Origin of the sequence: Streptomyces soli, assembly GCF_003999195.1 — a bacterium.
In the GTDB taxonomy this organism is placed as follows: Bacteria; Actinomycetota; Actinomycetes; order Streptomycetales; family Streptomycetaceae; genus Actinacidiphila; species Actinacidiphila soli.
Genome location: NZ_RJVR01000268.1, coordinates 1 through 13,600 on the forward strand (window position 1 = coordinate 1; position 13,600 = coordinate 13,600).

14 protein-coding genes and 2 pseudogenes are annotated in these 13,600 nt (G+C 69.5%); 9 read left to right on the forward strand and 7 right to left on the reverse strand.

Annotation, left to right across the window (positions count from 1 at the left end):
- Positions 1-785 (reverse strand): IS5 family transposase (locus EFK10_RS28730; RefSeq protein WP_127358572.1); only part of this gene is annotated, 785 nt, incomplete at its 3' end.
- Between the two features lie 10 nt (positions 786-795).
- On the opposite strand from EFK10_RS28730, the gene EFK10_RS28735 reads away from it, so the two are divergent.
- The 3 genes from EFK10_RS28735 (at position 796) to EFK10_RS28745 (ending at position 4,288) form a co-directional block, all read left to right on the forward strand.
- Complete coding sequence (locus EFK10_RS28735) at positions 796-1,497, forward strand: site-specific integrase (protein WP_127358573.1); 702 nt, start codon at positions 796-798, stop codon at positions 1,495-1,497.
- A gap of 200 nt (positions 1,498-1,697) precedes the next feature.
- Positions 1,698-2,315 (forward strand): IS607 family transposase, encoded by a 618-nt coding sequence (locus EFK10_RS28740; RefSeq protein ID WP_127358574.1) that lies wholly within the window; start codon positions 1,698-1,700, stop codon positions 2,313-2,315.
- Positions 2,312-4,288 (forward strand): zinc ribbon domain-containing protein, encoded by a 1,977-nt coding sequence (locus EFK10_RS28745; RefSeq protein ID WP_127358575.1) that lies wholly within the window; start codon positions 2,312-2,314, stop codon positions 4,286-4,288. Before EFK10_RS28740 ends, EFK10_RS28745 begins: the two co-directional genes overlap by 4 nt.
- 305 nt (positions 4,289-4,593) lie before the next feature.
- Here EFK10_RS28745 and EFK10_RS28750 read toward each other — a convergent pair whose 3' ends face one another.
- From EFK10_RS28750 to EFK10_RS28760, 3 genes are read right to left on the reverse strand one after another with little or no spacing between them, the layout of a single operon-like run.
- Positions 4,594-5,343, reverse strand: a complete 750-nt coding sequence (locus EFK10_RS28750) for a GAF domain-containing protein (protein ID WP_127358576.1) — start codon at positions 5,341-5,343, stop codon at positions 4,594-4,596.
- Positions 5,344-5,348: 5 nt separating this feature from the next.
- Entirely contained in the window at positions 5,349-6,071 is a 723-nt protein-coding gene (locus tag EFK10_RS28755) for a GAF domain-containing protein (protein ID WP_127358577.1), read from the reverse strand.
- Between the two features lie 11 nt (positions 6,072-6,082).
- Complete coding sequence (locus tag EFK10_RS28760; RefSeq protein WP_127358578.1) at positions 6,083-6,520, reverse strand: STAS domain-containing protein; 438 nt, start codon at positions 6,518-6,520, stop codon at positions 6,083-6,085.
- Between the two features lie 730 nt (positions 6,521-7,250).
- On the opposite strand from EFK10_RS28760, the gene EFK10_RS28765 reads away from it, so the two are divergent.
- The 3 genes from EFK10_RS28765 (at position 7,251) to EFK10_RS28775 (ending at position 8,127) form a co-directional block, all read left to right on the forward strand.
- Positions 7,251-7,463, forward strand: a complete 213-nt coding sequence (locus EFK10_RS28765) for a hypothetical protein (RefSeq protein ID WP_127358579.1) — start codon at positions 7,251-7,253, stop codon at positions 7,461-7,463.
- Positions 7,464-7,639: 176 nt separating this feature from the next.
- On the forward strand, positions 7,640-7,780 hold the full coding sequence (locus EFK10_RS28770; protein WP_206305623.1) for a DUF5670 family protein: 141 nt from the start codon (positions 7,640-7,642) through the stop codon (positions 7,778-7,780).
- A 173-nt stretch (positions 7,781-7,953) separates the two neighbouring features.
- Positions 7,954-8,127, forward strand: a complete 174-nt coding sequence (locus EFK10_RS28775; RefSeq protein ID WP_127358580.1) for a CsbD family protein — start codon at positions 7,954-7,956, stop codon at positions 8,125-8,127.
- 193 nt (positions 8,128-8,320) lie between these two features.
- Here EFK10_RS28775 and EFK10_RS28780 read toward each other — a convergent pair whose 3' ends face one another.
- Together EFK10_RS28780 and EFK10_RS28785 are read right to left on the reverse strand one after the other, a co-directional pair.
- A complete protein-coding gene (locus EFK10_RS28780) occupies positions 8,321-9,175 on the reverse strand; it encodes a DUF1206 domain-containing protein (protein WP_127358581.1) in 855 nt (284 codons plus the stop codon).
- Positions 9,176-9,337: 162 nt separating this feature from the next.
- A complete protein-coding gene (locus tag EFK10_RS28785) occupies positions 9,338-10,204 on the reverse strand; it encodes a UbiA family prenyltransferase (RefSeq protein WP_407647167.1) in 867 nt (288 codons plus the stop codon).
- A gap of 151 nt (positions 10,205-10,355) precedes the next feature.
- Between EFK10_RS28785 and EFK10_RS28790 the strand changes: the two are divergent.
- The 3 genes and pseudogenes from EFK10_RS28790 to EFK10_RS28800 all read left to right on the forward strand — a co-directional run bounded on the left by EFK10_RS28790 (position 10,356) and on the right by EFK10_RS28800 (position 12,993).
- A pseudogene (locus EFK10_RS28790) lies at positions 10,356-11,413 on the forward strand (type III polyketide synthase).
- Between the two features lie 27 nt (positions 11,414-11,440).
- Positions 11,441-11,980: an isoprenylcysteine carboxyl methyltransferase family protein gene (locus tag EFK10_RS28795; protein ID WP_127358582.1), complete on the forward strand. Its 540-nt coding sequence runs from the start codon at positions 11,441-11,443 to the stop codon at positions 11,978-11,980.
- Positions 11,977-12,993 (forward strand): NAD(P)/FAD-dependent oxidoreductase, encoded by a 1,017-nt coding sequence (locus EFK10_RS28800; RefSeq protein ID WP_127358583.1) that lies wholly within the window; start codon positions 11,977-11,979, stop codon positions 12,991-12,993. The genes EFK10_RS28795 and EFK10_RS28800 overlap by 4 nt, the downstream gene beginning before the upstream one ends.
- A gap of 102 nt (positions 12,994-13,095) precedes the next feature.
- On the opposite strand, the pseudogene EFK10_RS28805 reads toward EFK10_RS28800, so the two are convergent.
- A pseudogene (locus EFK10_RS28805) lies at positions 13,096-13,488 on the reverse strand (helix-turn-helix domain-containing protein); the annotation flags it as partial.
- Between the last annotated feature and the right edge of the window lie 112 nt (positions 13,489-13,600).

Consider the following 13,600-nt stretch of genomic DNA (forward strand, 5'->3'; position numbering starts at 1 on the left):
CGCACGGTGACGAACGCGGCGGCGAGGTAGAGGTAGAACTCGACGGTCTGGGTCGTGCGCTGGAAGCAGCGCCGGAGCTCGCCGTACCCGTTCATCCAGGAATGCGTGCGTTCGACCACCCAGCGACGCCCGACCTGGATGGGAGCCTTCACGCCCTTGACAGCGATCTCGCCGACAAGTCCGTGCTTCTCCAGTACCTGCGCGCACGGCTTGCCGTTGTACGCGGAGTCCAGGTGGATGGTGGGATTCTCCGGCAGAACAGGCCCGACCTGGTCGTTCACCGATTCCAAGGTGGGCTCGAGCAGTTTGGAATCATGCCGGTTCGCGCCGGCAGCCGCCAGGCCGACCGGCACCCCCTCGCCGTCGGTGGCGACCGAACGCTTCAGCCCCTGCTTGCGACGGTCGACCGGCGAGGGCCCGGCCGCCTCACCGTCGCACGGCGCCTTGGTGATGCACCCATCGGCGGACAGATCGTCCAGGTCGAGCCCGATCATCTTCTCGTAGGCGGCCAGCACCAGCCGATGCAGGACCTGGGCCAGACCCAGCCCGCTCCACTCCTTGACCCGGTCGCGGATCGTCCAGTCCGAGCACCCGACCTGGGCGATCCTCTCGTATCCCGCACCGTAGACGAGCTTCTCGACCACGCGCTCGAACACCAGCCGGTCCGGGATCCGCCGCCGGTGGCACCCGAGCGGATGATCCGGATGAACCTCGGCACGCTCAGGAAGCAGTACGGAGAACTGCTCCCAGACCGGTTCCAGCAGGCATGATGGGACAGCGGGCACGGACCCTCCGGTGACTACGAAGCGTGAAGAACTCCATAGTCGCCAGGTTCGTGCCCGCGCCTATCAACACCCCTGCCCGCAAACCGACTTCGGACACCTATCCTCGGTCGCTCTAAGTCTGGAACAGGCGGAAGCCGTTCTCCAGGCCAAGCAAGGTACCTGGATTCACGCCTACGTCGTGCTGGCTCTCCTCGTTGGTGTCCGGACGGAGGAAGGTCGTGCCCTCACCTGGAAGCACGTGCACACCGTCCCGTCGGAGGAATCCAGGCCGCACGTAGATGTGTGGCGGTCTGTTCGCCGGCATGGCGACACCAAGACGGGGAAGAGTCGTCGTTCCCTCGTCATGCCCTATCAGGCGGCATCGGTGATGGGGGCCCACAAAGAGCGACTGGCACCAGAGGACGACAACGGCCTCGTGTTCCCGAACGAAGATGGTGAGCAACGTAGTTCGGTGAACGTCCTCCGCAACTTTAGGTCGCTGCTGAAAGAAGCCAGATTCGAGAACCCGAAGGAGTGGACCACGCGGGAGCTACGGACAAGCTTCGTGTCCCTCCTGTCGGATCACGGCATCCCGATTGAGGTCATCGCACGGGTCGTCGGTCACAGCGGTAGCAGCACCACCGAGCGCGTCTACCGCAAGCAGCTGCGCCCGGTGATCACGGCTGGCGCGGAAGCGATGGATGACATCTTCAAGCGAGAGGAAGGCATGTGACTGGCTGTCCGTGGCTCCCTGTTTGGCTCCCCTGGCCGGTGAGGGTCTGACCCGCCGCCTTTGACCTGCACAGATGGGCCACAGGCGGCGGCTGCTCAGTTACCGCTGAGGTAATTGTCCGGGAGTTCTGAACCAGTGTTGTCGGGCCGAAAAGGCTCACGGATTTGATTAAAGATCCTCAGTGATCATAGAGTGATCGTGTGGAACTTCTCCGACTCTCAAAGGCCGCGAAGCGTCTCGGTGTTCACCCCGTGACGCTTCGTCTTTGGGCTGACTCGGGGAAGATTCCGGTGACTTGGGTCGGCCGTGAGCGCCGGTTCTCCTCGATCGATGTGGAGGCGATGAAGGTCTCCACCGGTGGCGGGCGTGTCCGTCTGGAGGGCCTGTACGTGCGCGTATCCGGCTCCTCCGGGCAGGAATCCTCGCTGGAAGCGCAGGAGAAGGAGTTGCGGGGCACCTCCACCGGTGAGGTGGTCAAGGTCTTCCGCGACCGGGCCTCTGGGCTGCGGGAGGACCGGCCCGGCCTTGACCGGCTGCTGCGAGCTGTCGCGGACGGTTCGGTGACCGTGGTTCGCGTGACGCACGAGGACCGGCTCGCACGGTTCGGTGTCGGCTGGCTCAAACACCTGCTGTCCGTGCACGGCGCGAGCCTTGAGGTGCTGCACCCGAAGAAGCTCGGCGGCCGGGATGAACTCCTCGAGGACTTCGTTTCGCTGGTCACCACGTTCGCCGGCCGTCTGTACGGGATGCGGTCGGCGGAGAACCGGCGTCGTCTGCTGGCCGAGTCCGGCCACTGCACCACGGATGGTGGCCCGTGAGTCGAAAACTGCCGATCGCCGAGGGCGAGACCTCCCGTACCGCGTGCGCCCGCACCCTGGTGCGCACAGGCGTGGATGAGAAGACCGGCGAACGCCTGTCGCCCTCCGTTCTGACCGAACGCGCCGGCTGGTGCGCGGATCTTGTGTCCGGTATGGCCGCCGCCCTGCTGGCCGATCACTGGAATACGGGCGATGTTGATGTTCTGGCCGCCGGCGAGGACGCAGGCGGTCGGAAATTGCCGTCGAACGTGTGGATGGCGCTGCGGCGCCTGGGGTGGGCCGTCACCGCCCCCGACGGCGTGAAGGTCAACGACCGGATCGTGCGCATGGCCCAAGAGCAGGCCGGGCGCGCTCTGCGCTCGGCGAAGTGGCGCGCTGAGCTGACTGCCGGGGTCCTGGCGGCGTGGCCGGTCGATCCGGGCAAGCGCACCCCCAGCGAGTGGGACGCCGTACGCGAAGCGGTCCCTGGTGGGGAGTATCTGCCGTCCAGCATCATCAAGGCCCGCACCCGGCAGGCCGCCACGCACCTCAAGGCCAACAGCCGTCTGCCCGTGGACGTGTTCGAACTCGAAGGCCACCCGAAGGCGGCGCGCATGCTGCTCCTGGCCGCGTGCGATGGGCAGCAGGCCACGATCGAACGCTCCGAAACCGACCCCACACGGGTGCTGCTGCGCTTGCAGCTGCCCACCCGCCCCGACCCGCGGGCATACCGGGATTGGACGTGGGTGGCCTGCCCGATCACCCTGCCGCCGACCGTGCCCGCCAACGCGGTGCTCCACCTTCCCACCCTCCGCCTCGCGGGAGACACAGTGCGCGCTGACGTGGCGTACACCCACGCCGTCCCCAAGGCCCAGCGAGCCGGTCACACGGTGGCGCTCGGCGTGGACTGGGGCCTGAGCACTCTCCTCAGCGCGGGCGCTGTGCAGCTGAACGGCGATGGGCGGATCACCGCCCTCGGACACGGCGCCCAGTTCCAGGCCGCCGGTGTCCTTGCCAAGCAGCACCGCCTTCGCCGACTGTCGGAGCGGCTGCACGCCAAGGCCGACCAGCACATGCGGCTCATCGGCCACAGCGAACACCATGCGCTCGCTCCCAAACTGGACGTGCTCCAAGACGAGATCCGCAACGTGTCCAACCGTAGGTCGAACCTCAACGACGCGCTTGCGTGGGCTGCCGCCAGGTGGGCCGTAGACCAGGCCATCGCGGCCGGGGCCACGGTGATCTATCTCGAAGACCTGCGGTCGATGGAAGCCAAGGGCATGGGCCGCACCGTGAACACGCGCCTGTCCCAGCAGGTGCGCGGACAGATCGCCGACCGCATACGGCACCTCGCAGCCGAGATCGGCATCGCCGTGGTGACCGTTCCGGCACGGAACACTTCCAAACTGTGCCCGCATTGCTTGACCCCGCTGCGGCACCGCAAAGCCCCCGACCGGCCCACCATCGCGGGCTGGAAATGGGCCATCTGCCCCAACCAGTCCTGTGGCTGGCAGGGCGACCGCGACCACGGCGCGTGGCGCCGTATCGCAGCCCGAGGCCTGGCCCATCAGGCCAAGACCGTCATCGACCGCACCAGCGGCCTCATGGTGATCCGCTCGGTCGTCGACAAGCTGGACTCGAAGGCAGTCGTCACCACGACTGCGAAGACCAGCCGGCAGGACCGGTCGAAGACCGGGCCCACCCGGCCTCGCTCCACACGCCCCGCGCCCAGGCGACGCAGGGCACCCTCCCCAGCAGCCCGCCCGTGCGGACCCGCTGGCCAGCGTCCGGAGGGACACGCACCAACGGGCCGGACCCGGCTGCCCCGCGCAGCCCACCGGCACCAGGACGTGAACACGATCAGCACACCCACCACCGGCCACCGGCCACGAGGAGCAGCACTGGGCGCGGGATTCCACCTCCACGCCCATGCTTCCCCACCACGGTGGGAAACGATCCCGGAAACTCAATCCGACTCAGGATCGCATAGCTGATCAGAGACGCTTCTGACGTCAGCACCGAACCAGCACGGTGCTGAAGCGCAGCTCAGCCGCACAGGTTGGACAGGATCGTCAGGATGACCCACGGGTTGCCTCGCCATTTGCTCACGGTTCCTCCTAGCCGCGTCCCTTGACCCCAAGAGGTGTCAGGGTTGATCCGGTGTGACATCACCTGTCTCGCTGAGACTCGGCCCGCACGGCACGGGGCCCGGGGTGTCCCGTGTCACTGGACCTTGAGCGCGTGCCATCGAACTCTGAGTGCCGGGGCTGGTGGCTGCCCGGCCCCGCAGGGCGACGGGTCAGTTCTGGGACAGGGGAGGCTCGGGTTGCGGGATCTGGGTGGTGTCGAAGGCGCCGTCGGCGATCTCGCGGGCCAGTTGGGCGAGTTGGTGGTGGTGGGCGCGGGCATAGGCGCGGAAGGCGGCGAACGCCTGGTCGACGGTGACGTGCCAGCGTTCCGCGAGGATTCCCTTGGCTTGTTCCAGGACGATGCGGCTGGTCAGGGCGTGCTGGAGTTGGGAGCGCTCGACCTCGCTCTGGGCGGCGGTGCGCTGCTGCAGCAGGGCGATGGTCGCGATGTCCGCCAGGGCCTGGGCCAGGGTGATGTCCTCGGGGCTGAGGGGGTCGGGGTCGTTCTGGAAGAGGGCGAGCGTGCCGATGACCCGGCCGCGCAGCCGCAACGGGAGCGCGTTGGCGGCCACGAACCCGGTCTCGGCGGCGCGGGGTGCGAACTGCGGCCAGCGCGCGGAGACCTTCGGGTCGGTCAGGTTGATGTTGGTTCGTGCCTGCCCACTCTTGTAGCACTCCACGCAGGGGCCCTGGTCGTGCTGGGTGGCGAAGAGTTCCAGCAGCCGGGTGTGCTCGTCGGAGGCGGCCATGGTCTGCAGGACGTCGTGCTGGTCGGCCAGCAGGATGCCGACGGCCGCGACGTCGATGAGCTCCATGCAGCGGACGGAGAGCTGTTGGAGGAAGTCGATGAGGTCGAAGTCGTCGATCAGGGAGTCGGCGACCTCCACGAAGATCTCGGTCACGCGTTGTTCTCGCGTCATGTCGGTCAGTCCTTTTCTACGACGGTCGGAGGCGTGCCGTCGCCGTTGCCGTTGTGGTCCAGGCGAAGCCGCCGATCCACCACGTCCTGGGAGATGTCGGTGATGGAACGTCCGCTGCTGTAAGCATGCGCGCGCAGTCGTAGGAGGGCTTGGGGCAGGGGCAGCGCGAGCTGGACGCTGAGCATCCCGGTCGCCTGGTGGACCACCGCGTGCAGCAGGGAGTGCGGGGAGCCTGCCGGGTCGGGGGGGTCCAGGCGTGGTTCGCCGCTGCCCAGGCAGCGGGCGGTGAGCGCCGCGGCGAGGATCAGCGCGTCGTCTCCCTGCTGCGATGTGAGCGGGCCCGGCGTGCGGCGTACGGCGGTCAGTACGCCCACCTTGATCGCGCCGATCGTCATCGGGAAGCAGAACACGGCGCGGGCGCTCAGGGCCGGTGCCTCCATGGCCAGGGCCGGCCAGTCCTGGGCGCGGACCTTGGCCAGGTCCGGTACCCACACCAGCGCGCCGGTGCGTAAGGCGTCGGGTCCCGGTCCCTCGCCGAGGGTGAACTGCAGGTCCTCGAACCGGCGTGTCGACTCGTCCGAGCAACACACCAGCTCGCTGGTGCCGGCTGCGGTGACCAGCGACACCGCCAGACCGTCGACGGCGAGCGCGTCGGCGCCGGCCGCGCTGACGTCGAACAGGTCCGTGGACTCGTCGCTGTCCTGCAGCAGGCGAAGGACCTCGACCATGCGGTCACTGATCACTCCCCACCGCCGCGCCCTGCAGGACCGAGTGCGGGCGCTCGCGCACCACTGTGATTCCGGGGCTCGTCACGAGGCCGGCAGGTACGTTTGGGCACCACGGGCAGGGTGGCCACGGGCAGAGCCGCAAGGAGGAAGCCGGCGCCGGTCAGGTCCAGGAGCCGGGTCAGATTCGGGCGTGGGTGGTGCAGGGACAGCGCGGCCCCAGCCTCGGTGGCACGCTCGGCGGCGGACAGGAAGACGTTGAGGCCGCTGACGTCGCAGAAGCCGAGTGCGGTCAGGTCGATATCGATGGTGCGGATTCCGCCTCGCAGACAGTCTTCGATCATCACGCGCACCAGCGGTGCCGTGTCCAGGTCGATCTCACCCGCCAGGGTGATCGTAGTGCGTGTTCCTCGGTCGTGCCGGTAAAGGTTCAGGCCTTGCGGAGCAGGCATAACCCCTCGGTTCTTGGTGACCACCTGCTGCGGCGCCGGGCGGGCCCGACTCCCAGCCCGCCATGGCACGCACTTCCGTGGTCGGACGCCTGAACAGGTCAGGCGAGAGATCGACCCGTCGACCCTGGATTCCAGGGCAACGGACACGACCGGCATCGCCTTCACGGGTGCACCCAGGGCGAGCGGACGAACCGTCCGTTCACTCCCCGCGGGCACCGCACGACAACCGCGCTATCCACGTCGGGGTCTGAGACGTCCCTCGAAGCATAGCCCCCGCGTATACCCCCGAATGCAGATCCCAGTCTCCCTCTGTTGCCAGCACCTACGGCACTCGCAGGACGGTCTCAATCATCCCGGCCAGGAGTTCCCGGATCTCCTGGGTGATGGCAGGTGCTCATCGGATGGGTGCGGAGTTGGAATTCACCGGCGGGGCCACCTTGGTGGAAGCCGCCGCCGGCACGGTCGGCAGGGCGCCACCGAGGGTGGTGAACCTGGCGCGGACCACCGTCGTCGACTCGTCTGGGCCCCTGAGCCGTTCGGCCCTTTTCCGGCATTTCTCCCCGTCAACTCCGTTCTCTCGCGGTTAGCTGTCGTGGTGAGCTGACAGCCCGTGAGACCGGGCGCGACGCACAGCTTCCCGGACAGCCTGGAAGGGCTACCGGTCTCGGCGGGCTGCAAACCCCGTGGGACGGTTCGCACCGGCCGGGTAAACGGCTCAGGCGGACAGGCCATGATCCAGACAGCCGGGATCCGTGAGTGGCGCAACCACAACGTCATCGACCCGAAGGGCCACAAAATCGGCGCGCCCGAAGAGATCCATGTGGACACCACCGCCGAGGACCGGCCATGGCCACGGTCCGGACTCCCTGCCGTCACCGCGCAGCACATCGCAAGGCACAGTCACGAGCACCCGGACAACCCCCACCAGCGGCCCTGGCCCTAGGTCCGGAAAGCACCAGTATTCCTGGTTTGTTGACAGGCGCCGGTATCCGGCGTTCACTGACGAGTGCGGCGTAGGGCTATGACGCTCCGGACTGTCCGGGCGACGCGCCCCGTTCCGTTTCGCCCGGACCCCGCGGAATACAGGGATTCTCCCTGTGACCATGTGGAGGCCCGGTCATGATCCTCTGGATTCTTCTCCTACTGCTGGCCCTGGTTCTGTTCGGGTTCGGCTTCACCACGCACATGCTCTGGATCGCCGCGGCCGTACTCCTGGTCGTCTGGGTCTTCGGCTTCAGCCGCCACCGCCGGAGCCACTGAGGCTCCGGCGGATCAGAGTCGGATGCCGCGGCTCCCCCAGCCTTCGGCCGGGGGGACCCCCACCCAGCGTCCAGCTGGGGGAGCGTCGTGGCCCCGGCCATGATCCGCCGGACAGGCCCTAACGGAAGCCGGCACAGCCGGCCCAGCAAACGAGATCAGCGAATGGGAGAGCCATGAGCCTCGGAGCGAAGTTCAAGGACAAGACGCAGGTAGTCAAAGGCAGGATCAAGGAAGGCTTCGGCCGTGCCAGCGGAAACAGGCGGCTGAAGAGGGAAGGCAGGACCGACCGGATCACGGGAAACCTGAAGCAGTCCGGCGAGAAGGCCAAGGACGCTTTCAAGCAGTGACAGCGACCGCCTGCCGGGTGGCACCCGAATGGCCTGGGCGCCACCCGGCAGGCGTCGGCGTGTGCTCCGGTTACCACCTCCACGCGATCCGCACCCGTACCTCCCCCAGTACGGCTGTCCGCCGGCGGCACCTGCCTGGCCGGTGACGGGCGTCAGCCGCCGCAGCGCATCGCTGGCGACCCCGGGCAACCGGTCACAGGCGGCGCCAGCGCGCCGAGGCGAAGGAGAAGCCGCCGAAGAGAATCAGTCCGGCGGCAATGGCGACCAGCAGCCACGGACCCGCCGGGGTGTGGGCGAAGCTGCGGAGCGTCGCGTCCATGCCCTTGGCCTGGTGCGGGTCGTAACGGACGGCCGCCACCAGGGCGAAGACCCCCACCCCGGCGAACACGATGCCGCGCGCCACGCCGCCGCCCACGCCCAGGCCAGTGACCACCTCCCGCGTGCGGTGGCTCATCGCGGCCGTGTCCAACTGCTTGAGGAAGCGCCGCATCGCCGCCCGCGCGCCGAGCACCACGCCTACGCCGATCAGGGCGCAACCCACGAGACCCACCAACACCCGGCCACCCGGCAGCTTCAGCGCTGATGCTGTCCAGTCCTGCGACTTCGCGTTACCGCTGGAGTCCCCGCCGCCGCCGGTGGCAAAGACGGAGGTTCCCCAGCAGACCGAGGCGTAGAAGACCGCCCGGCCACCGTCCAGCAGCCGCGAACCGGCCTTCTGCTGAGGCCCATTGGTCATCAGGGCCCGGGCGCCCCGCCAGATCGCCATGCAGCCGAAACCGACCACCAGGGCCCATAGCATCACGTTCCCGAAGGGCTGCGCAGCGACCTGATCCAGCGCGCCCTGGCGGTCCGCCTGCCCGCCACCGCTCCCAAGAGCGATCTGGACGGCCAGCACGCCGATCAGGGTGTACACGATGCCCCGTGCCACAAAGCCGGCCCGCCCGGTGGCGGTCAGCGCCTCTTTCCCCTCCGACTTTCCCTTTGAGTGGTGCCGGCCGACGGACCTCGCGGTCCGGCGGCCCCCCCTGTGCATGTGAGACGAGGTCATGATGCCTTCCCTGGGAATATGGGCGCGCAGTACGCAGCCCATACGCTCGTCTGCCCCGGGCCGGAGGTTCGATGTGCGCCGCCGGCCGCGACAGGGGCAGAGGAACTCCCGCTGCCGTTCTGAGATTTCGCAGGGTTACGAGCCGGCCGGCGGGCGGCGTGGTCAGGCGATCCTCGTGCCGCGCAGCAGCAACAACGCCACGTCCACCGCCGCCACGGCGACCGCTGCCGCGAACGCCAACTGCTCCCAGCGGCGTCCCAGCACCGTCCCCGCCACCGCGAGCAGCGCGGTCACCACGAGCACCGCCACGCCCCATCTGCCGGGTGGTCCGGCGGGCCCCAGCACAAGAGCCGCGGACGCGGCCACCAGCGGCACCGGCAGCAGCAGCGCGCCGTTCGGCCCCAGCCGGTGCGGCCATCCCCGTACGCCCGTCGCCAGATCCCCACGGATGTCCGGCAGCACGTCCCCCAGATGGGCGCCGACCCCCACCAACGCCCCCGCGGTGACGACCCACCAGGCCGGCCACGGATGCCCCGGCAGGCCCAGCGCCACGAACGCCGGGAGGGCGGCGAAACCCACCGCGTAGGGCGCCCAGGACCACGCTGTCGCCTTGAGCCGCAGGTCGTACGCCCACGCGGCCGCCACCCCGGCCAGGTGAACGGCGCCCGCCCACAGGCCACTGGCGAACGACAGCGGCACGCACAGCACCAGCGCGGCATACGCGGCCACCCACACCTCCGTCACGCCGACCGTGCCGTCGACGACGGGTTTGCCATGGCGGCCCGCGGCGATGTCCCGACGCGCGTCGAACGCGTCGTTGCACCAGCCGACGGACAACTGCCCGGTCAGAACCGCGGCGCCGGTCAGCACACAACCCGCGGCGCTCTGACCGGCGGTCACGGCCAGAGCGACCATCAAGACGGTGACCGCCACCACAGGCCCGGGGTGGCACGACCCGGCCAGGCCGCCCACCCGCCCGGCCAACCGCATGCCCGCGCCACCAGCCGTTGACTGCTCAGGGGTGCCCACCCGGCCGATGGTAAGCGCCCCGGCCCCACCCGGCTGGAGCACCGCGCCCCCGGGACGAACGGCCGGACGGGCAATCAAGGGTGTCGAAGCCCCGGACCGGGGAACACGTGCAAAGCAAGTCAGACCAGTGCAGTAACCAGACAGGAACCGTATGACCCGGATCGCAGCCGTTCACGGTGCCCTCGCGCCGTATCGTCACACCCAGCACGAGATCACGGACATGGTGGCCCACACCTGCCTGCCAGAGGGACCGACCGCCGGGTCCTGGACCGGCTGCACCGCAGCGCGAAGGTCAGCTCGCGCCACATGACGCTGCCGCTCGAACAGTACGAGAAACTCGACGGATTCGGCGCCGCCAACGACGTCTTCATCGACGCCGCCACCGACCTGGGCGCCAACGCCGTCCGCGGCGCGCTGCAGGCCGCCGGCCTGACCGCCGCCGACGTGGACCTGCTGATATTCACCTCCGTCACCGGCATCGCCACCCCCTCGATCGACGCACGGCTGGCCGGCCGCCTCGGACTGCGGCCGGACGTCAAACGGCTGCCCATGTTCGGCCTGGGCTGTGCCGGCGGCGCCGCCGGCCTGGCCCGCATGCACGACTACCTGCTGGGCCGGCCCGACCACGTGGCGGTGCTGCTGTCGGTCGAACTGTGCTCGCTCACCTTCCAGCGCAACGACGCCTCCATGGCCAACCTGGTCGCCACCGGCTTGTTCGGCGACGGCGCCGCCGCCGTCGTCGCGTGCGGCGCGGACCGCCCGGACGAGACCACCGGCCCAACGATCGTGGACACCCGCAGCCACCTGTATCCCGACACCGGGCGCGTCATGGGCTGGGACATCAAGGACTCCGGCTTCCAGGTCGTCCTCGACCCGCAGGTCCCCGATGTCGTACGCCGTTATCTCACCGATGACGTCGAGGGGTTCCTCGGCGACCACGGGCTGAAGCCGAAGGACGTAACCGCCTGGGTGTGCCACCCCGGCGGCCCCAAGGTCCTGGAGGCCGTCACCGAGGCTCTCGACCTGCCCGACGACGCACTTAATGTGACCTGGCGTCACCTGGCCGACGTGGGCAACCTCTCCTCGTCATCGGTGCTCCACGTGCTGCGCGACACCCTGGCCGAACGCCGGCCGCCGCCGGGCACGCCGGGTGTGCTGCTGGCGATGGGGCCCGGCTTTGCTTGCGAACTCGTCCTGCTGCGCTGGTAGTTCGGACCGTCGAAGGACATAGGACACATGATCTGGTACGGACTACTGGTGGCCGCCGTCGCCGCCGAGCGCGTCGCCGAACTCGTCGTCGCCCGCCGCAACGAGCGATGGAGCACCGCCCGCGGCGCGACCGTCACTGGGCAGGGCCACTACCCGGCGATGGTCGCCCTCCACACCGGCCTGCTGGCCGGCTGCCTGGCCGAGGTGTGGCTGGCCGGCCGGCCCTTCGTACCCGCCCTGGCCTGGCCGATGCTGGCCGTACTGGCGGCCGCTCAGGCGCTGCGGTGGTGGTGCATCGGCACCCTGGGACCCCGCTGGAACACCCGGGTGATCGTCGTACCCGGCCTGCCGCTGGTGACGGGCGGCCCCTACCGGTGGCGGTGGCTGCGGCATCCGAACTATGTGGCCGTCGTCGTCGAGGGCGTGGCCCTGCCCCTGGTACACACCGCCTGGGTCACCGCGGCCGTGTTCACGGTCCTCAACGCCGCCCTGCTCACTGTGCGCATCCGCTGCGAGAACCGGGCGCTGGCCGCCGCGACCACCCCGACCGCACCCGCGCAGGCATGATCGACGTCCTGGTGGCCGGCGGCGGGCCCGCCGGCCTGGCCGCCGCCATCCATGCCACACTCGCCGGCCTGGAGGCCGTCGTCATCGAACCCCGGACCACGCCCGTGGACAAGGCCTGCGGAGAAGGCGTCATGCCCAGCGGTGTCGCCGCACTGCGAGCACTGGGCGTCGAGGTCACCGGCCGCGAACTCCGAGGCATCCGCTACGTGGACGGCGCCGCCCGCGCCGAGGCGCCCTTCCGCGACCATAGCGGGCTGGGTGTCCGCCGTACGGCACTGCACTCCGCACTGCACCAGCGCGCCATCGGCCTCGGCGTGCGGATGCTGCCGGGCAAGGTCGGCGAGGTACACCAGAGCGCGGACACCGTCACGGCCGCGGGAATCACGGCCCGTTGGCTGATCGCCGCCGACGGGCTGCACTCCCCTCTGCGCCGCAGCCTGGGGCTGGAACTGCCGGGCCGCCCCCACGGCCGCTACGGACTGCGCCGGCACTACCGCGTCGAGCCGTGGACGGACTTCGTGGAGGTCCACTGGTCCGCGCATGGGGAGGCCTACGTGACACCGGTCGGCGACGGCCTGGTGGGCGTCGCCGTCCTCAGCCGCATCCGCCGCGGGTACGACGAGCACCTGGCCGACTTCCCGACCCTCGCGGCGTCGCTGCGCGGACCGGCCGCGACCGACGTGCGCGGCGCTGGACCGCTGCGACAGCGAGTACGGCGCAGAGTCGCCGGACGCGTCCTGCTCGTCGGCGACGCGGCGGGCTACGTGGATGCCCTCACCGGTGAGGGCATCGCCCTCGCGCTGGCGACGGCCGGGACCGCCATCCGCTGCCTGGCCGCCGGCCGCCCGGACGACTACGAGCGCGCCTGGGCCCGGCTAACCCGACGCCACCGTCTGCTGACCGGAGCCCTGCTGGCCGCGAGCCGCCGTCCTCGCACCGCCCGCCTCATCGTCCCCGCAGCGTCCAGCATGCCCCCCGGTGTTCTCGGCCGCGGTCCAGTGGATGTGTGGTGACGTCCGATCCGACCGGTGAGGCTGAGGCGTGCGGGCGTAGCGGAGGTGGATGCGGTCGCCGGCTACCGGTCTGCTGGTGCGGGTCAACTCCCGTTGCCGCCATGCTCCGGGCGGGTCTCCGTGATGGCGCCGGAAGGCTGCGGCGAACGCGTAGGGCGAGCCGTAGCAGATCACGTTGGCGATTTTCGCCAGGCCCAGCTCGCCGTTGCGTAGGTAGTCGCGGGCCGGGGTCATTCGCCAATCCGTCAGGTATTGCATCGGGGTCTGGCCGAGCGCGTCTCGGAAGGTTCGTGCGAAGGCCGCCCGGGACAGTCCACTGATCTCGGCGAGCTCGGGGACCGACCACGGGCGCCCGGCATCCTCGTGTATGGCTTGCAACGCTGCGTTCAGCCGGGGATCCGCCGACGCCCGGTACCAGCGAGGTGCGGTGGTGCTCTGACGGAAACTGGTACGGATGGCAAGAACCAGAAGTATGTCGAGGAGCCGGTCCAGCACAGTGGGCTGACCTGGCTAGTGGTGTGTCTCAGTTTTGAGTGACTGCTTTCAGGGCGACGCGTCCGCGCTGGACTTTCTCGATGATCTCGTCGGCAGTGGCGGTCCAGACGAA